Raw genomic sequence first — 24,064 nt, forward strand, 5'->3', positions numbered from 1 at the left:
ATTTTTTCTCTCAGAGAAATAAATATTATCCATTAATTACAAATAATTACAGATGATCAATATAACGAACACAAAACAAAATGAATCCTGACTCCAGAAGAAAAGAGTTCTTTTTATTGGACATCTCTTGACAAATATAAGCCTCAGGTGCGCATAATCCCCTAAATTGCGTTAGAACAGGCGACAAATAAAATGAACAGCACCCCCGATCATTATTCTGAACAGGCCGAGTTTTTAAAGGCACATCCTGAAATTGACCTGATTGAACTTCTTATCGCTGACGGTAATGGTGTTTTACGCGGGAAACGCATCACACGGGATAAGCTGGCGTCTGTTTATAAAGACGGCATCCTTTTACCCGGTTCTATCTTTTGCCTTGATACATCAGGCGCAAATGTAGAAGGGGCCGGACTGGTTTGGGCCAATGGCGATGCAGATCGGGTTTGTCACGTTGTGCCCGGAACCCTCAAACCAGCACCGTGGCACAGAAAAGGATTGGCCCAGGTTCTGTTGACAATGCACGAAGAAGATGGCTCTCCCTTCTTTGCAGACCCTCGCCACGTCCTAAAGGGTATCATCGATCGCTTCACAAAAATGGGATTAAAACCAGTCACAGCTGTCGAACTGGAATTCTACCTGATTGACAAAGATAGAACGATGGCTGGATATCCCCAGCCACCAGTATCGCCAATCTCGGGATTGCGTCATGCGCAACCAGCTGTTTATGGCATTGATGAACTCTATGATTTTGATGATTTTCTGGACGAAGTTGCCGCGACAGCAAAAGCACAAGGTATCCCCGCAGATACCATGGTCGCTGAATATGCCCCCGGACAGTACGAAGTCAACCTGCACCATGTGGATGACCCGCTTCTGGCCTGTGATCAGGCTGTGTTGCTCAAGCGGTTGATTAAACATGTTGCCCAACGCCATGGCATGGAAGCGACTTTCATGGCCAAACCCTATACACAAGAATCTGGAAACGGCACCCATATTCACGTCAGCTTGCTGGATCAAGATGGAAAGAACATATTTCAAGGCAAGGGAACGGATGACGAAGAACGCCTGAGCGATGAAATAAAATGGGCGATGGGTGGCCTGTGTGAATCCATGGCTGAATCAATGGCCCTGGTTGCCCCGAATGCAAATTCATATCGTCGCTTTCAATTGGGATCCTATGCACCTCATACCCCTTGTTGGGGAATTAACAACAGAACCGTTGCCCTGCGCATTCCAGCGGGACACCCAGCAGCAACACGCATCGAACATAGGTTGGCCGGCGCAGATGCCAGTCCTCATCTCGTGATGTCTGCCGTTTTGGCCGGCATGCTCCACGGTCTGGAAAACAAGATAGATCCCGGACCCCGGATCACAGGCAACGCCTATGAAGAAAAAGAAGCCACCCTACCCAACATCTGGCCCGATGCAATCGATGCTTTTGAAAAAGCAGAAATCTTACCGAAATACATGGGCAAAGAATTCTGTAACGTGTTCACCATTTGCCGGAAAACCGAACGAGAACGTTTCAACAGCCATATATCCACTGTCGAATTTGATTGGTACCTGAGGAGCGTTTAAATGAACGATCAGGACTATACAAATTCCTATTATACGGCGAGTATGAACCCAAGCCGTGACCGCCCTGCTATTAACGGGGAACACAGTTGTGATGTTTGTGTCGTTGGCGGTGGTATGACGGGTACATCAGCAGCACTCCACCTTGCCGAACGCGGCTATAAAGTTATCTTGCTTGAGGCCAGTAAAATTTCATGGGGCGCATCCGGGCGTAGCGGCGGCCAGATGATTATTGGCTATAACCAATCTTACCAAGACATCCAAAAGATGGTCGGTAAGGATGACGCTAATAAGCTCTGGAAAATGGGCGAAGAAGCTATGTCACTCGCCAAAAGCCAAATTAAAAAACACGATATCTCTTGCGATCTGGCATCTGGCCATTATCACGTTAGCACCAAACAAAGACACGTTGGCGAACTGGAAGAATATCTCGAAGATTTAGAATCAGCAGGCTACAAAAACTGCAAGCTTTTGGATCAAGACGAAATTCGTCAAAAGATTGGCTGCGACAAATACTTGTCTGGTATGTACGACCCAAATGGGGGGCACTTACATCCCCTGAATTACACCCTGGGGCTGGCTGATGCCGCCGAGAAATCTGGCGCAGCACTCTATGAACACAGCCGCGTCACCAAAATCGATCACGGCAGATCCCCCAAAGTCCATACTGACAAGGCGACCATCAACTGTAAACACGTTGCACTTTGTACCAATGCCTATCTCGACGGTCTCGATAAAAAACTAGATAAAAAAATCATGCCCGTCGGCACCTATATCCTTGCGACAGAACCTTTGGCTGATGACGAAGCAAGCCAGCTTATCAAGGATAACGCGGCTGTTGCCGATATCCTCTTTGTCCTCAACTATTACCGATTATCCGGTGATCGACGCATGCTCTTTGGTGGCGAGGTAAACTATTCAGGCAAAGACCCATCAGATATTGGTAAAATCATGCAAAAGACCATGCTTGAATACTTCCCCCAACTTGCACCAAAGAAGATTGATTATGCATGGGGTGGAAATGTTGCCATCACCGTCAACCGTCTTCCCCATTTTGGCAAACTGGCCGAAAGTACTTACTTTGCACATGGCTTTTCAGGGCACGGCGTGGTCCTGACCGGTCTGGCAGGAAAACTAATTGCCGAAGCCATTGCCGGGTCAGAAGAACGATTTGATGTGTTCAGCCGCATTCCACATCAATCATTCCCGGGCGGGCGTCTGTTACGTACCCCGGCCCTGGTTTTGGCCATGGCTTATTACCGTTTACGAGACATGCTGTAGAGAAAATCCATTGAACGAGATCATAACTGAACGAGGTGAAACAGAACAGATGTCAGCCAGTGTTGGAAAACGCCTAAAAGCCCTACGTGCCATGCACGGCCTTTCACAGCGAGAACTCGCCCGACGAGCAGGTGTTACCAACAGCGCAATATCAATGATTGAACAGGATCGGGTTAGCCCCTCCATTGACTCACTTACCAAGGTTTTGGCTGGATTTCCCGTGACCATGATCGATTTTTTTTCGATGGAACCAGAACAGGAAGAAAAAATCTTCTATGCCAAGGACGAACTTGTCGAAATGTCGGATGGCACCATGTCAGTCCGTTTGGTTGGCGCCGCCAAAAAAGATCGAAAGATGCGTGTTCTGCATGAAAAATACCCCGCTCAGGGTGATACCGGTGACAAAATGATTGTTCAAGAAGGTGAAGAAGCTGGCGTCATTATCCGTGGCCAGCTTGAAATCACCGTCGGCAATGAAGTCAAGGTTCTCAACGCAGGGGAAGCCTATTATTTTAACGCAGAAATCCCACACCGCTTTCGCAATCCGGGGGACGAAGAATGCGAAGTTGTTAGCGCCGCGACCCCGCCATCTTTCTAAGAACAAACACCCCAATAAACTTACACCAAGGTCCAAGATCGTTCTGGAGACATAACATGGCCGATATATCCGGTATCAATTCCGAAGGCGATAACGCCTTTATGGCAAAAAGCCTTTTGGGTACAGATGTTGAACCTATGTATTCCGGTGCAAATTCCTTTATGCGCCGTAAGTACACCCGTGATCTTCGCGATGCAGATGTCGCGATTTCCGGCATACCTTATGATTGCGCAACCACGGGCAGATCGGGCACTCGACTTGGCCCACAGGCTGTCCGAAAAGCATCCGCCAACCTTGCATGGGCACCACATTTTCCTTCCGGGCTGGACGTTTTTGAAACCTTGGCTGTCGCGGATTATGGCGATCTGGTTTTTGATCCCGGCGAACCAATGACCATCCCCGATGCCATCGAATCCCATGCAAAAACAATTCTGGACACAAACACAGCCATGGTGACTTTGGGCGGAGATCACTTTGTCACCTACCCCATTCTAAAAGCCCATGCCGAGAAACATGGTCAGCTTGCCTTGATCCAGATTGACGCCCATTCAGATACCTGGGAAGAAGATCAGCAACGCATTGATCACGGCACCATGTTTTATCACGCCGCCAAACAAGGGATTATTGATCCCGCGTCTTCTGCTCAGGTTGGCATCCGTACTCACAACGACAAAACCCATGGCTTTAATATCATCCACGCGCCTTGGGTTCATGAAAAAGGCCCAGAAGCAGTTGTTACCGAAATCAAACGGATTGTTGGTGACAGAAAAGCTTATCTCACATTTGATATTGATAGCCTCGATCCAGCTTTTGCCCCCGGCACAGGCACACCTGTTACAGGGGGCCTAACCCCGCATCAAGCCCTGACAATTCTTCGTGGTTTAGAGGGAATAAACATTGTCGGAGCAGATGTCGTAGAGGTATCTCCCGCCTATGATGTCAGCGACATCACCGCACTTGCCGGTGCGACTATGGCATTTGAAATGCTCTATCTGATGGCACTTCAAAAAAAGAAAAAAGAAGCATAACTTTCTAAAAAATCTCCATAGGGGCACTCATCTCAAAGTGCCCCTATTACGTCAGGTCACCCTTTGGCCAAGGCAAGTATTAGAGAAACTTCGCCTGACGGTTCATGATAATAACGGTCAACCTCGACAAAGCCGTAGAGATCGTAAAACCGACGCCCCACCGCGTTCTTTTCAAAGACTTCGACATTCAAAGCCCCCTTTAACTTCACTGCATGGTCGACAAGTGCCCGACCAATCCCCTTGCCATGAAATGCCGGGTCAAGAAACAACGCCCCGATTTTATCTTCAAGAAGAGAAATGAAACCAACAGGATTTTGATCAATGATCCAAACCCAGGTTTCAGCATTAGGCAGGTAAATATCCGGCATATCTTTGGCCACTTGAGTGACAAATTCATCACTCAGGAATGGATGACCAACCTTGTTTGCCTCGAACCAGATTTTAATTAATTCTGCCGTATCGGCAATTTCGTACTTTCTAATCATAACAATATTCTTCTTTCCTGATACTTATTTTTGGCTTTACTGATTTATCTGTTATCCAGTTGCGATCGCACGGATCGAATACCCAAACGGGTAATTCGATAGGGTTTACCCCGTTGGGACTTCACAAATGATCGCCGCTTTAAACGTTCAAAAACTCTATAGTTACAATCAGCCAGCACATGGCCATCTCGTGTATAGCAGATTACCTTTGTAATCTTGCCATTCTCACCGCGCTCATAGTGGATAGCCCCACCCTGAGCGAGAACGTGTAAAACACGCTGTTCATACTTTGAAATGTTCAATGGATTTTCATCTTATGTGAGCATAGAAAAAGGTATCGCCCAGCGCACAGCTTGGACGTTACGACAGTTTCAAATGTTCCTGAGGTTCAGGAACTAGCGGATTACCGCAATCTCTAACATAAAATCTCCGTAGGACTTGGGCGGATCAAAATAGTGCCCAAGCAAGGTCACAAGTAATTGAGATGGATTAGTTTTACAAGGAAAATTTTCTACAGACCATTGGCGTGACAAGATTAGATAAATGAAATGCTTAACGCCTTTTGAAGTCCCTGTCTATTCGACATCAAATCTTCCAGAGTATAACGGGACAAAACATCAAAAAAGGCAATGACAGCTTCGCCTAAAATACCCTGTAATCGACAATAACCATCAATCTGACAACAGCCTTTTTTCTTGTCGAAGCATTCAACGATATCAAGATTATCTTCCATATCACGGACCACATCACCCAGATTTATTTCTGCAGCAGAGCGCGCCAGCAACATACCACCTTTTTTACCGCGGATAGTTTTGAGATATCCATCTTGAGAAAGCTGATTAACGACTTTCATCAAATGGTTACGGGAAATATCATAGCGTTCAGAAATTTCCGTAATCGTTGTTAACTCATCACCCTTTAGGCCGACAAAAATCAGGACACGTAGCGAATAGTCAGTATAGGTTGTCAGTCTCATCTCTGGTCTAATATCTCAAGGTATTTCATTAATTGTCCACGCAATATAAACACAAATTAGGACCAGAACATACGGAAAACAATAGGACAGGATGACGCTATTACAAACAGAACCAGTCTTTTATTGTTCACGAAAAGATATTTCGTGCCGTCTCAAGCCACCCAAGGCCAGACTTTGTATCTGCCTTTGGGGTATATTCACATCCAATCCAACCATCGTATTTGACCTTTGCCAGTTCCGAGAAAATCCAGCCATAATTGATTTCACCATCAGACGGTTCGTGTCGATCTGGTACACCGGCGATTTGAATATGTCCGACATAATCCATTTGATGACGGATCAATACCGATAAATCGCCCTCCATAATCTGGGCGTGATACAGATCCATTTGTAACTTTATGTTTGGCATGGCGATATGATCGATAATTTTTCGCGCCTGAGCTTGATGAGACAAAAGATATCCGGGAAAAGCCCGTGTATTCAACGGCTCAATCAAAACAGTAACATTTGCCGATTGCGCCTGTTCACAAGCATATGCCAAGTTGGCCAGATAAACTTCGAAGCAAGCTTCCAGTGCTTCACCTTCGGGACAGATCCCCGCCATGACATGCAGTTTGCGACAATTCAGATGCTCGGCATAATCCAATGCCAACTCAACACTCAACTGAAACTCACTTTCCCGCCCTGGCAAAGCTGCAATCCCGCGTTCACCCTTTTCCCAGTTACCGGCAGGAAGATTGAACAGCACCTGTTCCAGACCCGTACTATCCAACCGGGCCTTTAGGTCCTGTTTAGAAAACTCGTAAGGGAAAAGAAACTCAACTCCTTCAAAGCCGGCATCCTGCGCAGCCTTAAAACGATCGAGAAAAGGATCTTCGGTAAAAAGCATGCTGAGGTTAGCGGCGAAACGATACATACTATCAGCCTTTAGTTTGATTGTTATTATCGATTGTTTTTTCGACAGCGTTAATAAAGCCAGCTTGATCAAGATCCCCAAGCCCGTCATCAACCATTTTTTGCCACAAGGTCAAAGCGGTTTCCAATCCAGTGAGCTTGAGGTCATAATGTTTTGCCAGCTCTGAAGCTTGCTTTACATCCTTTAGCTGAACGGTTGCTCTTGCTCCTGGTTCAAAGTTGCGCTCTATCATACGCTGACCATGCAGTTCCAGTATCCGGCTATCTGCAAAGCCCCCTAACAGGGCGTTACGTACTTTGGCAGGATCGGCACCTGCCCTTGATGCCAGGGTCAAAGCCTCAGCAACAGCATCAATTGTCATCGCGACAATCATCTGATTTGCCGTCTTGGCAATCTGACCAGCCCCCAGAGAGCCAACATGATTAATATTCTCACCCAGAACATTGAAAAGCGGCAAAGCTCGGCGAAAATCAGTCTCTGAGCCACCAACCATAATCGAAAGTGTTCCATTCTCGGCCCCAACAGCGCCACCGCTTACGGGGGCATCCAAATACCCCGCCCCGACATGATCAACCCTTCCGGCGAGAACGCGCGTGTTCATAACCTGGGTCGTGCCCATATCGATCACAAGCGTATCCGGGTTCATAGACAGTAACAGCCCTTGATCCCCGCAAATTACCTGCTCTACAGCCACTGTATCTGTAACGCAGATAACGATAAATCCACTCTTGATTTTTCGGGCAAGGTCCTGCGGCGTTTTACAGTATATCAGGCCCAGTGCCTCCAGATCCGTAGCCTTGCCACGGGATCGGGAATGGATAAAGACTTCCGCCCCCGCATCATGTAAGCGTTTGGCAAAATGCCAGCCCATTTTTCCGAGCCCGACAACACCGACTTTTGTTCCGGAAAAAGAAGATAATTCAGAAGGACCATTCATATACAAGACAATCTAACAGCTGTTTATTCGTAAACATTCTGAAAGAGTTACCCGGTAAGGTCAAAATAATTAAGTGAATTGTCTAACCAACACGAGCAAGACGATCTTCCCGCGGCGTTGATCCAAAATAGCCACGATAAGCGCGAGAGAAATATGAAAAGGATGTAAAACCACAGGCTATGGCGACTTCACTTACGGGCAAAGCTGTTTGCCGAAGAAGGGCACGTGCTCGCTTTAATCGTAAACGCTTATAATATCGCTTTGGGCTACAGCCGAGATGGCGGGCGAAAAGACGTTCTATTTGACGTTTGGAGCTGCCGATTTCTTTGGCGATCTCCTCTGCTGTCAATAAAACTTCGAGGTTCTCTTCCATTATCCGTACCGCATCAGCCAGCTTCCCCGACAGTTTTTGCAAGGTAAGATTGCGTTGACGTAAAGGAATAGATGCGCCGCCTCGAACTTCGTAATTAAAGGCTTCGGCGACTTGCCCGGCTATATCCGTACCACACTGATGCTCGATAATATTAAGGATTAAATCAAGGCACGCAGCTTTACCTGTACAGGTGATGCGCTTACGATCCCATGAAAAAAGGGCATCCTGTATTTCAACAGATGGATAAAGCTCTTTAAAACTATCGTGATAAGCCCACGGCACAGCACACCGATAACCACTTAACAACCCCGCACTGGCAAGTTCATTACAAGCCCCGCCAACAGCACCGACATAAACGCCTTGGCGATCCAACCGCTTAAGCCAGTTGATAAAAAGATCCGATTTACCTGTACGAACCCCCCACTCACCAAAGACAAGCGCAAGATCAATTGCCTCGTCATCGCCAACGGCCATATCGGGCTTTAGAATAAATCCGTCTTCCAGATCAATATTCTGACCATCCATTGTTGCAATACGCCAATGAAAAGCCGCATAGCCAGCAACAGCATTAGCCGTTTTTAACGCCTGAATAGTTAAACTGGTATCCAAAGAGGCTGTACCGGGAAGAACGGCAAAAACCACACGTTGCAAATCTCTGCGAGGCGCTTTTTTCTTTAGATGTGGTTCTGCACTATACACCTTTAAATGCATAAATGCCCTTCCTTTCCAGACCGACACCCCATTTCTGAACGGGTCGCCAGATACCTATCAATTCGTTATTTCAAAATTATGCAGCATCCATTGTCATCCGCAAAACGAACATATAAAGAATTCTTTATTTAGTCAACCAAATAAAGAATTCTTTATATTGATTTTGAAATCAAATTAATATATTTATTTTCAATATGTTAATCGAATTTTCTTCGAACTAAGATTTAAATTTGTGAAATTTTTCTTCTTGTTTGCGACTTTTATTTACGTAAATGCGCCTCATAAATTTACAAAAACGTCCAAGAGCTGAACGTGGCTGCCTGCCCTGCTCTTAAAGCATCGGGATTATTGCTCTCTTTAATGGGCGGTACAGTCCAAATAATAGCTTCTTCTATTAAAAACCTCTTCCCCTTACTTGAAATCCTTATTCCTCTGTAGTTATCAAAATACCCCTTTTCCTTGGCTTGTTGCAGCATTATAGCCCGGTCATCACGGAATTCAGGTTCTGCTGTCTTACGCGAAGGTATCTTGGTAAAATCATCCCATGACATTTCCCAAAGGTTGAGAGCGATTAAATTTCCGTAATTCAGAACTGGATCAGCCCCACCATTATGCGATACGACAACAAACGGCGCTTCGAATAATTGCCGCCCCCAGCTCTTCTCTTTATCCAATTTAATTAAGTCTTTCCCGGTTACGGCCTTGAAACTGTCGATCAATCGTTTCGCATGCTGTTCCTGAAACTCGCTTATTTCTGGCACAGAATAATTTCTCCTGGTAGCTCTTGATGATAGCGGATTTTTTTCCTGAAATTAAAATTCAAAAGAACAAAACTTAAAAGTTTTCTCCCCAAAAGGTTGTCAAAACAACAGAAAACAAATTAATCCTTGCTTAAAATCATAATATTTCAAATACTATAGGCATACGATTATTATCTTATTTTTGAAATGGGCCACCAGTTGACAAGAGAATGCCGTATTCAGGCGTTTCTCAAAACTTTAACATGCCCAAATCCCGATAATACTTGACTTTTCTCTAAATTCGTAGATAAAGCTAGTATGGTTTTAAAAGTCCCGGCCTCCTCTGCCTGCCCTACACTGGTCACTAAAGAAGATTCCCGGCCTTGCCGAACCCTTTACCAACGGCTGATTTTGGCCGTCACACAAGATAAGTAATTAGGAGTCTCTTTAATGGCGACTGGCGTAGTAAAATGGTTTAACTCCACTAAAGGTTTTGGCTTTATCGAGCCTGATGCTGGCGGTGATGATGCTTTTGTTCATATTTCTGCTGTAGAACGTGCAGGCCTACAAGGTTTGAACGAAGGCCAACGTGTTGAGTTCGAACTAGAACGCGGCCGTAACGGCAAAATGGCTGTCTCAACAATCGCGGTTGCTGAGTAATGCCATGCTGCAATCATTAATTTGATTGCAAGCGACAGACTAAAGGGTACCAAATCGGTACCCTTTTTTCGTGCCTGATTTCTGATTTTTGCTGATTTAAAAACGCACTAGCTTAAACACACGATCCACTCAGCGCTCAAGCTCGTGATTAAAACATCACGGCAACAACATCTGATGCATCAACCATCAACGTCGCGAGCTACTCCCACACATTCGGTACTTTCATGTGAATAAGGGCGGGCTTGCCGCTTTCTTTTGCCTGCTCAAACGCCTCGGGGAACTGATCTGCATGATCAACAGTAACCCCAACACCACCATAGGCCCGCGCCAGAGCGGCAAAATCAGGGTTGTTTAAACGGGTTGAAATAACACGGTCTGGATATTCACGTTCCTGATGCATACGAATTGTTCCAAAGCACCCGTTATCGACCACGATAATGATGACATTGGCCCCGTATTGTACGGCAGTTGCTATTTCCTGCCCGTTCATCATAAAGCAACCATCCCCGGCCAAAGTCACAACCACTCTGTCAGGCTCTGTAATCTTGGCACTGATCCCCGCGGGAACACCATAGCCCATCGCCCCTGAAGTCGGGGCCAGTTGACTTGGGTAGGACGAGAACTGATAGAACCGCTGCCCCCAGATGGTGTAGTTTCCCGCACCATTGGTAATGATCGCATCATCCGGTAAATTTTCCCTCAGATAGCGGCTGATCTTGTGCATGGGGAAATCTTTGATACCAGCTTCTTCCGCAATAAAGGCCTCATATTCAGCACGTGCTTGTGCAACCGTACCTTTCCAAACAGGCGCATTAACGGGGTCAAGATCCAACGCCGCTTTGGTAAAGGCTGTCAAATCACTCAGGATAGCCAACTCTGCATTAAAAACGCGGTTAAGCTCTTCTGCACCGGGGAGAATGTGAACAAGCTTCTGTTTGGTATTGGGACTGTCCAGCAAACTGTATCCACTGGTTGTCATTTCCCCCAGACGTGGGCCAACAACAATCAGAAGGTCACTTTCCTTGACCCGGGCAGCCAGCTTTGGATTAAGCGCAATACCAACCTCGCCAATATATTGAGGGTGGTGATTATCGAAGGTATCTTGCCTGCGGAAAGCACAGGCGACAGGCAAGTGATTGCGTTCAGCAAAGGCCGTTATGTTCCGACTGGCGTCTTTTGACCACCCGCCACCGCCAATAAGCAACAAAGGTTTCTGCGCTTCACTCAGCAATGTTCTGAAATCAGCCATATCCTCGGGCCGAGGGGCGGAAGCGACCTTTTTATAGGATGGCGTATCCACCACGCTTGCCATTTCGGTCAACATATCTTCGGGCAGCGCCAACACCACAGGCCCCGGTCGGCCGGACGTTGCCGTATGGAAAGCGCGATTAAGATATTCCGGGATACGGTCAGCAGTTTCAATCTGGGCAACCCATTTCGCCATCTCACCAAACATGCGGCGATAATCAATTTCCTGAAAGGCTTCCCTGTCTTCCTGATCCCGAGCCACCTGACCGATAAACAAAATCATCGGCGTGGAATCCTGAAACGCAGTATGAACACCGATAGAGGCATTGGTCGCCCCCGGCCCCCGCGTCACAAAACAGATCCCCGGTGTGCCTTTCAGCTTGCCATAGGCTTCCGCCATATAGGCCGCGCCACCTTCTTGCCGACAGGTCACGATATTGATGCTCTCTGTCAAATCATAAAGACCATCCAGAACAGCCAGATAGCTTTCACCCGGCACACAGAACACCGTATCGACACCGTGGGCCTGTAGGCCCTGAGCCAGAATTTCCCCGCCTGAACGTTCCGTTACATTTGCCATCAATCTTTCCTGTCCAACTTTTTCATTTGCACTTTGTTGATTTATTTGTGGTCCACCCGGTTATGCAATGGCCCCTATAGTTCGTAGCTTTTCAATGTCATCGCGTTCAGTGCCAAGGATTTCACCGAGCACTTCATCCGTGTGCTGGCCTAGCATCGGCGGCGACAACTCTGCACCTGACTTTGCCTGTCCATATTTGATCGGCGTTGAAACCAGTTTCTGCCTTGCACCGCCGGGATGCTCATACTCCTTGAGAATACCGCGCTGCTGGATGTGCGGGTCAGCAAAAACCTGTGAAAGGTCATTAATAGGCCCACAGGGCACCTTTACCTTTTCGAGGGATGAAATCCAGAAATCAGTCGGCTTTTCTTTCAGCACTTCCTGAACAAAAGGAACAAGCTGCTCTCGGTTTTCTACCCTTGTTGTATTGGTCTGGTACTTGGGGTTTTCTGCAAGTTCCATACACCCGGCAACATCACAAAAAGCCTCGAACTGACGGTCGTTACCAACGGCCAAAATCATGTAACCGTCTGCGGTTTCAAAAACTTCATAGGGGGAAATATTCGGGTGCGCATTCCCTCTGCGATGGGGCACCTTATCTGAAACCAGATAGTTTGTTGCCTGATTGGCCAGCATCGCCGCCTGACAATCCATCAAGGCAATATCGATATGATCGCCGCGCCCAGTGCGTTCGCGCTTGAACAATGCCGCAAGGATGCCTGTTACCCCATACATGCCGCTAAAAAGATCCACCACAGCCACGCCGACCTTCATCGGCTGTCGGCCAGCTTCCCCAGTGATGCTCATCAAACCGCCCATGCCCTGTATCATCAGGTCATAGCCCGCCTTGTCTGCATAGGGGCCTTCCTGTCCAAAACCCGTGATCGAACAATAAATAAGCTTGGGATTTATCTTTGATAGCGCCTCGTAATCAAGGCCGAACTTCTTTAGTCCACCGACCTTGAAGTTCTCGATAACAATGTCGCAGTGCAGCGCAAGATCCTGAAGGATTTTCTGACCTTCGGCCTTGGTCATATCCACAGCCAGAGATCGCTTTCCCCGATTGGCAGACATGTAATAGGCAGACTCTTGCGTATTCTCGCCTGCCGAAGTCTTCACAAAGGGAGGCCCCCAGGCACGGGTATCATCCCCGCAACCCGGGCGCTCTACCTTGATCACATCACATCCCAGATCGGCCAAAGTCTGACCAACCCAGGGACCGGCTAGTACACGTGACAGATCAAGAACCCTAACCCCTTCAAGAGGCATATCATTTTTCTGATTATCCGAAGGCTGTGTCACCGCTTTGAATTCCGTGTGTTACATAAAGGCCCGATTTACATGAAAGCCCAGTACTACATAAAAGCTTGCAAGCCGGTTTGCGCCCGTCCCAGAATAAGCGCGTGCACATCATGCGTACCTTCGTAAGTGTTTACGGCTTCCAGGTTCATCACATGCCGGATGACATGAAATTCATCGGAAACACCATTACCACCATGCATATCCCTTGCGGTTCTGGCAATCTCCAGCGACTTGCCACAGGAATTACGCTTGATCATGGAAATAAGTTCCGGGGCAATCTTGCCTTCGTCAAACAACTGCCCCGCACGCACGCAGCCCTGTAATCCCAAAGAGATTTCGGTCTGCATATCTGCCAGCTTTTTCTGTACCAGTTGGGTCTGCGCCAAAGGACGGCCAAACTGTTTGCGGTCCAGCGTATATTGACGCGCCGCGTGCCAGCAAAACTCTGCCGCCCCCAATGCGCCCCAGGCAATGCCGTACCGCGCCCGGTTAAGACAGCCAAAAGGACCTTTGAGGCCTGTAACTTCCGGGAACATATTTTCTTCTGGCACAAAGACCTTATCCATAACGATCTCACCCGTTACAGAGGCTCGCAAACTGAACTTGCCCTCGATCTTTGGCGTGGAAAGTCCCTCCATACCGCGTTCGAGAACAAAGCCGCGAATAATGCCCTCGTCATTTTTCGCCCAGACCACCATCACATCGGCGATGGGCGAGTTCGTGATCCACATCTTCGCGCCAGATAACTCGTACCCACCGTCAACTTTACGCGCGCGGGTTTTCATACCGCCGGGATCAGACCCGGCATCGGGTTCTGTTAGACCAAAGCAACCGACATATTCACCCGTCGCCAGTTTTGGCAGATACTTTTGCTTTTGCTCTTCTGATCCATAGGCGTAGATCGGGTGCATCACCAAAGAAGACTGCACAGACATCGCAGAACGATAACCGCTGTCGACACGCTCGATCTCTCGAGCAATCAGGCCATAGCTGGTATAGCTGACACCTGCACAGCCATAACCGTCGATGGTCGCGCCCAAAAACCCAAGCTCACCCATCTCACGCATAATGTCGCGATCAAAGGTTTCGTTGCGGTTCGCGTCCAGAATACGCGGCATCAGCTTGTCTTGCGCATAGTCACGCGCGCTGTCCCTGACCATGCGCTCTTCTTCATTCAACTGAACGTCTAACAGGAACGGGTCTTCCCAATCGAATTTTCCAAGTTTGGCAGATGCAGACATGTTCTTCTTTCCGAGCTATACGCGGCACATAAAGTGCCTCAAGGTTTTTATTCGCCGTAATTTTATAGCTTATTGTCCCCTGCGTTAATGATAAAGGCCAACGATTATTTTTCCAAACATCATTCACTAAACTCATGACTAATGGATCAAAGATCTATACAGTCATGCAGATAATTCTTTGTTTGATATCCGAGCATTAATCCTGTGATATACCGATACGTCCCCTCTCTCACCGCGCTGCGCACCTTTGAATCTTCTGCACGACACATGAGCTTTACGAAAGCCGCCGAAGAATTGAACGTGACACAAAGCGCCGTCAGCCGCCAGATCAGACAGCTTGAAGACGAACTCGGCATCCGGCTTTTTGAACGGGTCCGGCAACGACTGGTCCTCACCGAAGCTGGCGCAAGCTATGTTCAGGAAGTCAGAAAAGGCCTTGATCAACTTAAATCAGCCACCCTTAACCTGCTGGCCTATCAGGGTGTGGGTGGGGAGCTGGTTCTGGCCTGCCTGCCAACCTTTGGCAGTCGGTGGCTGATCCCGCGTCTGGGGCGCTTTACATCCCAGCACCCGGAAATCAACGTGAACCTTGTCACCCGTATCGAGGCCTTTAATTTCGAGAGCGAAGATATTGATGCGGCGATCTATTTTGGCGACAGTAACTGGCCCGGCACAATTTCCGACAAGCTGATGGGCGAAGAGATGATCCCGGTTTGCAGCCCCTCACTGCTGCAAGATGTCGGCCCGATAAACACCCCCGCAGACCTGAAACAACATACCCTGCTGCAACTCCGCTCCAGACCCTATGCCTGGCAGGAATGGCTCAAGGGCAAGGAAACACAAGATATCAACCCCGCCGCAGGCCCCAAGTTCGAACAGTTTCACATGATTATCAATGCGGCACTTACTGGTCTGGGTGTCGCCCTTTTACCTGCCTTCCTGATCAAAGAAGAACTGAGCAAAGGCCTACTGACCCAGCTTTTTGATGACAGCGTGCGCGGCAAAAATGCTTACTACCTCGTCTATCCCGAAAACAAACGCGGCCTGCCCCGCCTGCAAACCTTTCGCCGATGGCTACTCCGCGAAGCCGCCCGGCAGGAAAAACAATAGGGTTGCGCCCCTTAAATAAGAAACTCAAGAAAAAGCCAGATATACAAAGGCATCGGAACCAACACCCAGATCAGGCTGATGGTCAGGGCTTTGATGAGCAGTTTATCGACTTCCAAAGGCATTTTTCTCTCCTTTTAATATGTTCCTATATTGAGACTTAAATAGGCAAACTACTTAAAATCAGCCCGCCAGCCCGTACACATAGACAACAGTTCCCGCATAGACAGTTGTCAAACCAACAACGATGGCCCACTTGGCATTGGCAATAAAGAACCGGACCAGTGGATCTTTCCTTGGAAAAGCCGCCTTCTCCCCTTCTTTGACAAAGCCGGATATCAACAGGATGTAATTCACAAACCAAAAGGCCGTAAAAAGCTCGGCGGCAAGTACAACATAGGCCATAAGCTTCTCCTTTAATGTGTATTCATTTTAAACATGTATTTTATATGCATGTTATAATATTAAACTCAACACCAGATATTGATACCGGTCAAAATGCCGCAGCTTCGGCTTCATTCTTTAGCTAATCGAGCTGTAATTAGGAAGGACCAGTTCACCTTAAATGAGGAAAACTCAGTTCTTTATTTAAGGTTTAAGTCGATTTTATATTATGAAACTGATACTTAGGACAAAGGCTTCGGACCATGGATTCTATGATGTCAAGTACCAACAGAAAACGAAAAACAATAAACTTGAAAGCTTAAAACAAATACAAAGAAACACCAAAGGTTGTAATTTCATTTATTTTATATAATTTTTGATTTGTTATTTGAGTATCCAATTCTAGCGCCTAATAAATAAGAAAAATAAAATTATTTTCTCAATAAGATTGAGCCCCCCCTAATGCCTCATACTCCCTCGCATCCAAACCTCTTTAAATATGCAACGAGTGAACTTAGCCAAGATGCTTTTCTTTGTTGGCTTGCTAAATGGGGGAATATTGACTTAGAGCATCTCGATAAGAAGATGCACCTTGTCGGAAAACATTTTATCGAGCACTTACTCGGTGATGACATTGACCATATTACAGAACCTTGCACGGTCAAAGTACATCGACAATACAAAAATATTGATATTTTGTTAGAAATTAATAGTAAGCATTTGATTTTGATTGAAGATAAAGTTCATAGCAGTGAACACAGTAACCAATTAGCCCGATATTACAATCTATTAATCAATGAACCTGAATTCAAAAATCATACTGTAGTCAGCAAGATTTTTTTGAAAACTGGTGAACAACAAGATTACTCAAAAGAAGTAGCAGAAGGATATAAACTAGTCACTCGACAAGACTTACTAACCATTCTGAATAAAGGTGTTGAGGATGGGGTAACGAATAATATCCTTCTTGATTTCACCAACCACTTAAATACTATCGAGACTGAGTATTCATCATGGAATACAGAAAATTTTGATAATTTCCCGAAATGGTCTCATATGAGATGTTTTGGATTATATTCTGCATTATCAAAACACTTGGAAAATTGTAAATATTCATCTGTATCTAATGCTCAAGGCGGATTTGCATGTTTTACTTTTGGGTGGACACAATTAAATTTTGGCCCTTATCTCTATGCTCAAATAGATCAAAATTTTGATGTATATCTTAGAATTGGGTGTTGGGATGGTTCAGTATCACCAGGTAAAATAAGCGACTATCGGTCAAAGCTGATTAATTATTTAGAAAACAAGCCAGCTCTAAATTATGAAGTGGCACGCTCTCGCAAAGGAAAAAGCATGAGAGTATTTAAATTTTCAAAGTGTTTAGTACCATCAAACGAAGGCACTATTGATATAAAGAGTTCACTTAAAAAAATACAACAAATCCTGCCACTTATTCATGATTTATCAACTAAGCTTAGCTTTGGCGAATAAAAAACACCCTATAAAGCCAGACTCTCTAAAAAGGCACACCCACAACTCAATCCCTAATAATAGTTAATATGTTCTGGCATGAGCATTCGCAAATCAACGCCTCTAATAATCGTTTGCCCTCACTGACAAATACCTAACAATCATTTTAGCTTGACCAATTCACCTTCCTGACATGGAATACAGAAAAACAAAACACGTATCCCTCGCCTTCTTTTGAAAAGTTCGTCGCACGCCATGAAATATCTTTATGATACGCACGCCTTCTCTGCCAAAAATCATGCACCGAGTTATTGGCGGGATACGGCGCCTGAGCTAGCGGATTTCCCAAGTCTGACAGCAGATACCAAGTGTGACGTTGCGGTAATCGGCAGTGGCTATACGGGCATGATGGCGGCCTATCGCTTGGCAACAAAGTACCAGATTGATGTAAAGGTCTTTGAGGCCGCGCAGCCAGGTTGGGGGGCGTCGGGGCGCAATGGTGGCTTTTGTTGCATGGGGTCAACCAAGCTCAGTTATCAGCAGATGATCAGCCGTTACGGGCTGGAAGCCACAAAAGACTTCTTTGCGGTCCAAAAGCAGTCTGTTGCCTTTGTGAAGTCTTTTCTGGAAACCCACAACATTGATGCAGATGTGACGGGCACCGGAGAGATTGAGTTGGCCCACAAGGCCAACCGTGTGGATGACCTGCGACAGGAACAGGACTTTCTGGCCCAAACCTTTGATCACGAAACACACATTTTATCCCCGGAACAATTAAGGGAAATGGGCTTGGCCGGTGACTTTCACGGCGGTCTGCACAACCCGACCGGATTTGGTCTTCATCCGCTAAAATATGCCAGAGGGCTTGCCAAACTCCTACGCGATACAGGTATCGAGATTTTTGGCAATAGTCCTGTGACCAAATGGGAAAAGCATGTGGATGGTCATCACCTTCACACGCCACAGGGTATTGTCAAAGCAAACCACGTCATCATGGCCACCAATGGCTATACCCCGGAAAACCTGTCGGCAAATGCGGCTGGTAAGTTGCTCCCCGCCCTGTCCTCTATCCTGGTGACGCGCCCCTTGAGCGAACAGGAACAGCAGGATCAGGGCTGGACCAATACAACGACCGTCTATGACAGCCGTATTTTATTGCATTATTTCCGTCTGTTGCCTGACGGGCGGTTCCTTTTCGGGGGGCGTGGTGGAACGGATAGCTCGGCCACAGGGGAAAAACAGGCCGAAAAGCGCGTTCGGGCAGATTTTGAAAAGCTCTTCCCTGCTTGGTCCCATGTTGAGCATACACATTTCTGGCAGGGCTTTATTTGCCTCGCCAATGATCTGGTTCCCTATATCGGGCCAATAAACAAAGATAAAACGGCTTGGACCTCTCTTGCCTATCACGGCAATGGTGTCGCCATGTCCGGTTGGGCGGGAAGTGCTTTGGCAGACGAGATCGCCGGAGACAGAAACCAGAGCAAGCTCCCCACTGTCTTTACAAAGCGATTTGATAAATTCCCCTTGCCAGCCCTGCGCTTACACTATTTAAAAGCAGCATATGCCTTCTATCAAATCAAAGACGAATGGCTTTAAGCTTCTGGTCTTTAATCCTCTGGCCTTTAATCCTCTGGCTTCAATCACGAACAACAAGTAATCACCATGACCTATCCAGATACCTATTACAGTCGAACAGCGATTGAACATTCAACTTATCCCACTCTGACAGAAAATCTGGACGCAGATGTCTGTATCGTCGGGGGCGGCCTGGCGGGACTAAGCTGTGCGCTGGAACTTCTGAACAGGGGAAAGTCCGTTGTTATTCTAGAAGCCAACCGCGTGGCATGGGGTGCATCAGGGCGAAATGGCGGCTTTGTATCACCCGGTTTTGCAGGCGGCCAGGCCATTGTGAAAAAACGGCTGGGCATTGACAAGGCGCGCGAGGTTTTTGCCTTGTCATTGGAAGGTGTCAATATGGTCCGGGACAATATCGCCACCCTAAAGCTCGAAGGTGTAAACCCAAGCCCCGGCATGCTGTCGGTCATCCGCTACAACGATCCCGATGGCATGAAACGACACTGTGATGACATGGCAGCGCAATATGACTATCCGCTGGACTATTTATCCCGCGACGATCTACAGGAAAAATTCAAGACCACACGCTATTATCAAGGTAACTTTGACAAGGGAGCTTTTCATTTTCACCCTCTGAACTATTGTCTGGGTATCGCACAGGAAATCACAAACAAAGGTGGCCTGATCTTTGAAAATACCGAAGCTGTTGAAATGAATCTCGACGGTCCGGTCAAAGAAATAAAAGCAGCAGGTGGTAGCATCAAGGCAAAAGACGTTGTTCTCTGTGGTGGCGGCTATTCTGGCAATGTATTTGCCCGTCTCAGACGTGCGTTGTTACCAATCGCGACCTATATTGTTGTTACCGAAAAGCTTGGCGCGCGCGTCCATGAGCTGGTAAAAACCAGTGCGGCTATTCTGGATGATCGTCAGGCGTCGGACTATTACCGCATTGTTGACGGGGATCGGCTGCTGTGGGGTGGCCGGATCACGACAAGAACAAGCCAGCCCAAGCGTTTGGCACACCTGTTGAAACAGGATATCACCAACGTTTATCCTGATTTATCGGACGTAAAGATTGATATGGCCTGGACCGGTCTGATGGCTTATGCCCGCCACAAAATGCCCTATATCGGTGAACAGAAACCCGGTGTCTGGTCCTGTACCGCTTTCGGCGGGCACGGCATGAACACGGCACCTATCGGGGGACGTCTTGTTGCCGAGGGCATAGCCAAAGCATCTGATCGTCACAAACTGTTTCAAGCCTTTGATCTGGAATGGAACGGTGGATTTTTTGGCCCCCTCGCCGCGCAGAGTGTTTATTGGGGCATGAGACTATCCGACAGATGGCGCGAAGCGACATCGCGTTAATTTACCGGATCTTCTTTCGGTTAACTTGCTGAGTTCAGGTCGCGATTAAAGTTTCCACCCCGGCTTCTTTCAGCGCATCCTGAAGCTCTCGGGGTGGTTCTCTGTCTGTCACCAGAAGATCCATGTCTTCAAGATTGGATATATGAACAATGCCCTTGCGCTCGAATTTCGTGTGGTCAACGGCAACGATGACGCGCTCAGAACGCTCCATCACCGCCTGACAGAATTCCTTTTCACTAAGTCGGAAATCCATCAAACCTGCGGGGCTAACTGCCCCAATGGCAAACACAGCCGTTTTAACCTGAAAGGTTTTGATAAACTCAATTGCCGTGGGTCCGACAGAGGCCGCATCGTCTGTACGCAACAGGCCACCCGCCATATACACTTCGTTACCCTCACCACTTACCAGTGTGCGGGAAATTTCAGCAGAGTTGGTCAGGATGACCAGATCACTGTGATCGCATAGCGCGCGTGCCACATAGTTTGTTGTCGATCCGGGATGTAAAAAAACTGTCTCGCCATCTTCGATCATGCGGGAAACCGCCGTGGCAATCTTGACCTTGGCGTCCATATTTTCCTGCATACGCATATGGAACGGTGGCTCTTTGATATCATCCGGCATGGTTACCTTGCCGTGGGTTTTAATAACCAACCCTTTGGCAACCATTGGCTTGATGTCACGCCTGATTGTTTCTTCCGAAACAGATAGGGATGTCGCAATTTCAGATATGGCACAGGTGCCCTTCAAACGAATTGCCCGTAGTATTTCTTGCTGTCGAGACGAAGCAGACATGACACCCCCAAAAGATAAACTCGTTATCTTTATGCCGTTCTAACAACTAATTTTCAAGAAATAACCTGACATAACCACAAATATCCCAAACTTTTGTGTGTTTGAATCAAAAGACACCTATTTCTAATTGTCTCGACCATTTAACTATCTGGTATATATTTCTTTCAGACAAAGCCTATCAGGCCGCCGATATCAGACTGACAAATTGTTAGCTGCAAGATTTAGATCAGGTATTTTTTTTCTTATCCTCGGTGTCTTCAGCGGAAACATCGATGGATTTTGATACACCCGGCGCCTGTTTGATGTAAATGTCCTGTTGCGGAAACGGTATCTCAATACCCTCATTCTGAAAGGCCTTGCGAATTGAAAATCTGAGATCGCTGGCAACACTCATTTTATTCTCAATATCTTTCAGGAAACATCTGAGTTCAAAATCAAGAGAACTAGCCCCAAAATCCATGAACAGGACGTAAGGTTCCGGACGGGCAAGAACGCCGGGATGTTCCGTCGCAATCTTGGTTAAAATCTCCCTCACCTTCTCTTCGTCAGAATCATATGAAACACCGATACGGACTTCGAGCCGGCCCAACTTGCTCTTGTGGGTCCAGTTTTTCATTGTCCCCGAAATAAGATCAGAGTTCGGGATAATGACGGATGCACGGTCAAAGGTTTCTATTTCGGTGGCCCGTACCTTGATTTTTTTGACGTGCCCCTCTTCATTGCCAACAACAACCCAATCCCCCTGTTTGATCGGGCGTTCAAAAATCAATATCAAACCGGAAACAAAATTGTTTACGATGGATTGCAGGCCAAAACCAATACCCACAGAAAGCGCACCAGCAACAATCGCAATATTGGATAGATCAAGCCCCGCAGCTGACACCCCGATCAGAACGGCAAGCCCCAAACCGGCATATCCGACCGATGCTTTAATCGCATTGCGGACCCCTGCATCCAACTTTGTTTTTGGTAAAAGTCTTTCATCCAGAACATTGGCAAAAACTTTTGTCAGGGCCAGCATACCGATAAAGAGAATGCCCGCGACGGCTATATCGATAAATGATATTCTGACCTCGCCAATCTTAAAGCCTGTCAACGCTGTCTGGATAATGCCAAACAGTCGCTGCGCACTCATCCCCCAAATCAGCAGGGTTCCAATAACCCCAAGCAGGATAAGACCGCACCCGACACAAAGCACAATCCAGAAACCCAGACGATCAGCGCCATCATCATCCAAAGACAGTACATTTCGAAGACTACGACCAATATCGGCCTCTCCGGAAAGTTCGTAATGGGCGACTTCGTGAACAATTACGTGCACCAGCAACAACAACAAAAACAGCTCTAATGTCGCAACCAGATTAAAAACGGCAAAATGAGCCATTGGGATAAAACCGATAAAAGCCGCCGCAATCATAGCCGACATAAAGGCAACGATTGTTACCCGGAACCTGGACCAGAGTCTGGAAACGCGACTTATTTCCTCGGGGATATCCCCGGCTAGATTCCAAAGGCTTTTCCGATGCAAGAGAATAACAAGCACAGCCATCGTTGTGGCCGTAAAAAATTTACCTAACAAATGCTGACTGGCCGAAGCATGCACAACATCATTAAGGACACGGATCAAAAGATCTGCGGCAAAGGTAAAGGCAATAATAATCGCAATAACCCTGACCTGTTGAGCAGAAGGTATTGCCATATCAAGAACACGCCACGATGAACGGTCCGGAAACAAGGTTGCCTTGGTAATAGCCTCGGCAATGGTAATGAAAAGCAACCCTAGAATTACAGCCTTGACCATCTGTTCTATTTCAGGGTCCAGAACATTACTCCACACAAATGTTCCCGCCACCAAGGTCAGGAACGTAACAGGTATCAGGGCACGTTTCAGGGCATTCAAAGATGCTGCGAGGACTCTTTTATGGTAATCGGGATCAGTTACATCCGACTGTACACCGTAGCGACGTCGCATAACCCGCAAGATAAGAGACACAACAAAGGCAGCAGCAAGAACAATCACCCATAGCGGAATCACTTCTTCCCATTCAATCTGTCCCCCCACGGTGCTCTGGGCCAGTTCAAGTTGTACAAGAAACGCTTCCCAGTCAGTACCACTTAATTCAAAAACCTCGCCCCATAACGAACGGGAAACGGGAACAGGTCCACGGCTAAAGACTTCATCAACAAAACGTTGCCTTTCGATCCTGTTAAATCGCCCGACCAGTTCATCAACACGCGGTGAAATCAGTTCAGCCTGTTTTATTTGGCTGTTCACAATCGAGAGTTCAGTCTCTAGATTTTGTCGGATCGTAACAATTTGCTCGGTTTCAGGTGTTTGATTTTGCTCGGGTTCTGGCCCCAATCCCCTCAACTGTTTTGTCAGTTGATTTTGAATAGGCTGTAGCCGGGAAATAAATCCACGCGACTGCATTCGTACACGATCCAGATCGTCACGAATATTTTCAAAGTCGCTCTGGGAAAGGTTTTTATTATCTAAATCCTGCGTTTTCTCATAGAGTTCCAGTTCCCATGTTGCCATCGCCTCATCAAAGTTTCGCCGCAAATCCCCGCTTGCAGAAACGTTTGCCGAAACATTTGCAGAAACAATTATAATCAAAAGAGCAGAAGCCACACAGATATGGACAATAAACAATGTCTTTTGAAACATTGCATTCAATATATTCATAAAACCAAATTCTCGAACTCAGATAAT

Annotated in this window: 22 protein-coding genes; 9 read left to right on the forward strand and 13 right to left on the reverse strand. The window is 46.9% G+C overall.

What is annotated here, in order from left to right; all coding sequences use genetic code 11:
* Positions 1–192 precede the first annotated feature (192 nt).
* Genes WH95_RS10550 through speB form a run of 4 tightly spaced genes read left to right on the forward strand, consistent with a single transcriptional unit; the run spans position 193 to position 4,482 of the window.
* The gene (locus tag WH95_RS10550; RefSeq protein WP_046506676.1) at positions 193–1,578 is read left to right on the forward strand and encodes a glutamine synthetase family protein; all 1,386 of its coding nucleotides are present in this window, start codon (positions 193–195) and stop codon (positions 1,576–1,578) included.
* Entirely contained in the window at positions 1,579–2,856 is a 1,278-nt protein-coding gene (locus WH95_RS10555) for an NAD(P)/FAD-dependent oxidoreductase (RefSeq protein WP_046506679.1), read from the forward strand. It abuts the gene before it with no gap.
* A gap of 49 nt (positions 2,857–2,905) precedes the next feature.
* Positions 2,906–3,454 (forward strand): cupin domain-containing protein, encoded by a 549-nt coding sequence (locus WH95_RS10560; protein WP_046506896.1) that lies wholly within the window; start codon positions 2,906–2,908, stop codon positions 3,452–3,454.
* A 56-nt stretch (positions 3,455–3,510) separates the two neighbouring features.
* A complete protein-coding gene (gene speB, locus WH95_RS10565) occupies positions 3,511–4,482 on the forward strand; it encodes an agmatinase (protein WP_046506682.1) in 972 nt (323 codons plus the stop codon).
* Positions 4,483–4,538: 56 nt separating this feature from the next.
* Here the strand turns inward: speB and WH95_RS10570 are convergent, their stop codons facing one another.
* The 7 genes from WH95_RS10570 to WH95_RS10595 all read right to left on the reverse strand — a co-directional run bounded on the left by WH95_RS10570 (position 4,539) and on the right by WH95_RS10595 (position 9,641).
* Positions 4,539–4,967 (reverse strand): GNAT family N-acetyltransferase, encoded by a 429-nt coding sequence (locus WH95_RS10570; RefSeq protein WP_046506685.1) that lies wholly within the window; start codon positions 4,965–4,967, stop codon positions 4,539–4,541.
* Positions 4,968–5,011: 44 nt separating this feature from the next.
* Entirely contained in the window at positions 5,012–5,269 is a 258-nt protein-coding gene (locus WH95_RS20960) for a YjhX family toxin (protein ID WP_082114100.1), read from the reverse strand.
* 233 nt (positions 5,270–5,502) lie between these two features.
* Positions 5,503–5,943: an Rrf2 family transcriptional regulator gene (locus tag WH95_RS10575; RefSeq protein WP_046506688.1), complete on the reverse strand. Its 441-nt coding sequence runs from the start codon at positions 5,941–5,943 to the stop codon at positions 5,503–5,505.
* Positions 5,944–6,070: 127 nt separating this feature from the next.
* Positions 6,071–6,859, reverse strand: coding sequence for a 2-oxo-tetronate isomerase (gene otnI / locus WH95_RS10580; RefSeq protein WP_046506690.1), 789 nt, complete (start codon positions 6,857–6,859; stop codon positions 6,071–6,073).
* A 4-nt stretch (positions 6,860–6,863) separates the two neighbouring features.
* Positions 6,864–7,796: an NAD(P)-dependent oxidoreductase gene (locus WH95_RS10585; protein WP_046506693.1), complete on the reverse strand. Its 933-nt coding sequence runs from the start codon at positions 7,794–7,796 to the stop codon at positions 6,864–6,866.
* 82 nt (positions 7,797–7,878) lie between these two features.
* Positions 7,879–8,880 carry a GlxA family transcriptional regulator gene (locus tag WH95_RS10590; protein ID WP_046506696.1) on the reverse strand — a complete coding sequence of 334 codons (1,002 nt, stop codon included), beginning with the start codon at positions 8,878–8,880 and terminating at the stop codon, positions 7,879–7,881.
* Positions 8,881–9,167: 287 nt separating this feature from the next.
* Positions 9,168–9,641 (reverse strand): MEKHLA domain-containing protein, encoded by a 474-nt coding sequence (locus WH95_RS10595; RefSeq protein ID WP_046506699.1) that lies wholly within the window; start codon positions 9,639–9,641, stop codon positions 9,168–9,170.
* A gap of 429 nt (positions 9,642–10,070) precedes the next feature.
* On the opposite strand from WH95_RS10595, the gene WH95_RS10600 reads away from it, so the two are divergent.
* On the forward strand, positions 10,071–10,280 hold the full coding sequence (locus WH95_RS10600) for a cold-shock protein (protein ID WP_020593825.1): 210 nt from the start codon (positions 10,071–10,073) through the stop codon (positions 10,278–10,280).
* Positions 10,281–10,479: 199 nt separating this feature from the next.
* Here the strand turns inward: WH95_RS10600 and WH95_RS10605 are convergent, their stop codons facing one another.
* The 3 genes from WH95_RS10605 to WH95_RS10615 all read right to left on the reverse strand — a co-directional run bounded on the left by WH95_RS10605 (position 10,480) and on the right by WH95_RS10615 (position 14,651).
* Complete coding sequence (locus tag WH95_RS10605; RefSeq protein ID WP_046506704.1) at positions 10,480–12,108, reverse strand: thiamine pyrophosphate-binding protein; 1,629 nt, start codon at positions 12,106–12,108, stop codon at positions 10,480–10,482.
* A 60-nt stretch (positions 12,109–12,168) separates the two neighbouring features.
* Complete coding sequence (locus WH95_RS10610; RefSeq protein ID WP_046506707.1) at positions 12,169–13,377, reverse strand: CaiB/BaiF CoA transferase family protein; 1,209 nt, start codon at positions 13,375–13,377, stop codon at positions 12,169–12,171.
* A gap of 86 nt (positions 13,378–13,463) precedes the next feature.
* Positions 13,464–14,651 (reverse strand): acyl-CoA dehydrogenase, encoded by a 1,188-nt coding sequence (locus WH95_RS10615; RefSeq protein WP_046506710.1) that lies wholly within the window; start codon positions 14,649–14,651, stop codon positions 13,464–13,466.
* Positions 14,652–14,855: 204 nt separating this feature from the next.
* Here WH95_RS10615 and gcvA point away from each other — a divergent pair, with 204 nt between their 5' ends.
* The gene (gcvA, locus tag WH95_RS10620) at positions 14,856–15,761 is read left to right on the forward strand and encodes a transcriptional regulator GcvA (RefSeq protein WP_281174827.1); all 906 of its coding nucleotides are present in this window, start codon (positions 14,856–14,858) and stop codon (positions 15,759–15,761) included.
* Between the two features lie 180 nt (positions 15,762–15,941).
* On the opposite strand, the gene WH95_RS10625 is transcribed toward gcvA, so the two are convergent.
* On the reverse strand, positions 15,942–16,163 hold the full coding sequence (locus tag WH95_RS10625) for a hypothetical protein (protein WP_046506713.1): 222 nt from the start codon (positions 16,161–16,163) through the stop codon (positions 15,942–15,944).
* Between the two features lie 441 nt (positions 16,164–16,604).
* Here WH95_RS10625 and WH95_RS20585 point away from each other — a divergent pair, with 441 nt between their 5' ends.
* The 3 genes from WH95_RS20585 (at position 16,605) to WH95_RS10640 (ending at position 20,558) form a co-directional block, all read left to right on the forward strand.
* Positions 16,605–17,636, forward strand: a complete 1,032-nt coding sequence (locus WH95_RS20585) for a PD-(D/E)XK nuclease family protein (RefSeq protein WP_052741936.1) — start codon at positions 16,605–16,607, stop codon at positions 17,634–17,636.
* 234 nt (positions 17,637–17,870) lie between these two features.
* Entirely contained in the window at positions 17,871–19,211 is a 1,341-nt protein-coding gene (locus tag WH95_RS10635; RefSeq protein WP_046506716.1) for an NAD(P)/FAD-dependent oxidoreductase, read from the forward strand.
* A gap of 66 nt (positions 19,212–19,277) precedes the next feature.
* Complete coding sequence (locus tag WH95_RS10640; protein WP_046506719.1) at positions 19,278–20,558, forward strand: NAD(P)/FAD-dependent oxidoreductase; 1,281 nt, start codon at positions 19,278–19,280, stop codon at positions 20,556–20,558.
* A gap of 34 nt (positions 20,559–20,592) precedes the next feature.
* Here the strand turns inward: WH95_RS10640 and WH95_RS10645 are convergent, their stop codons facing one another.
* Together WH95_RS10645 and WH95_RS20590 are read right to left on the reverse strand one after the other, a co-directional pair.
* Complete coding sequence (locus tag WH95_RS10645) at positions 20,593–21,351, reverse strand: DeoR/GlpR family DNA-binding transcription regulator (protein ID WP_046506722.1); 759 nt, start codon at positions 21,349–21,351, stop codon at positions 20,593–20,595.
* A gap of 226 nt (positions 21,352–21,577) precedes the next feature.
* Positions 21,578–24,037: a DUF3772 domain-containing protein gene (locus WH95_RS20590; RefSeq protein WP_052741937.1), complete on the reverse strand. Its 2,460-nt coding sequence runs from the start codon at positions 24,035–24,037 to the stop codon at positions 21,578–21,580.
* Positions 24,038–24,064: the final 27 nt, after the last annotated feature.

Origin of the sequence: Kiloniella litopenaei (genome assembly GCF_000982415.1) — a bacterium.
GTDB classification, from domain to species: domain Bacteria; phylum Pseudomonadota; class Alphaproteobacteria; order Kiloniellales; family Kiloniellaceae; genus Kiloniella; species Kiloniella litopenaei.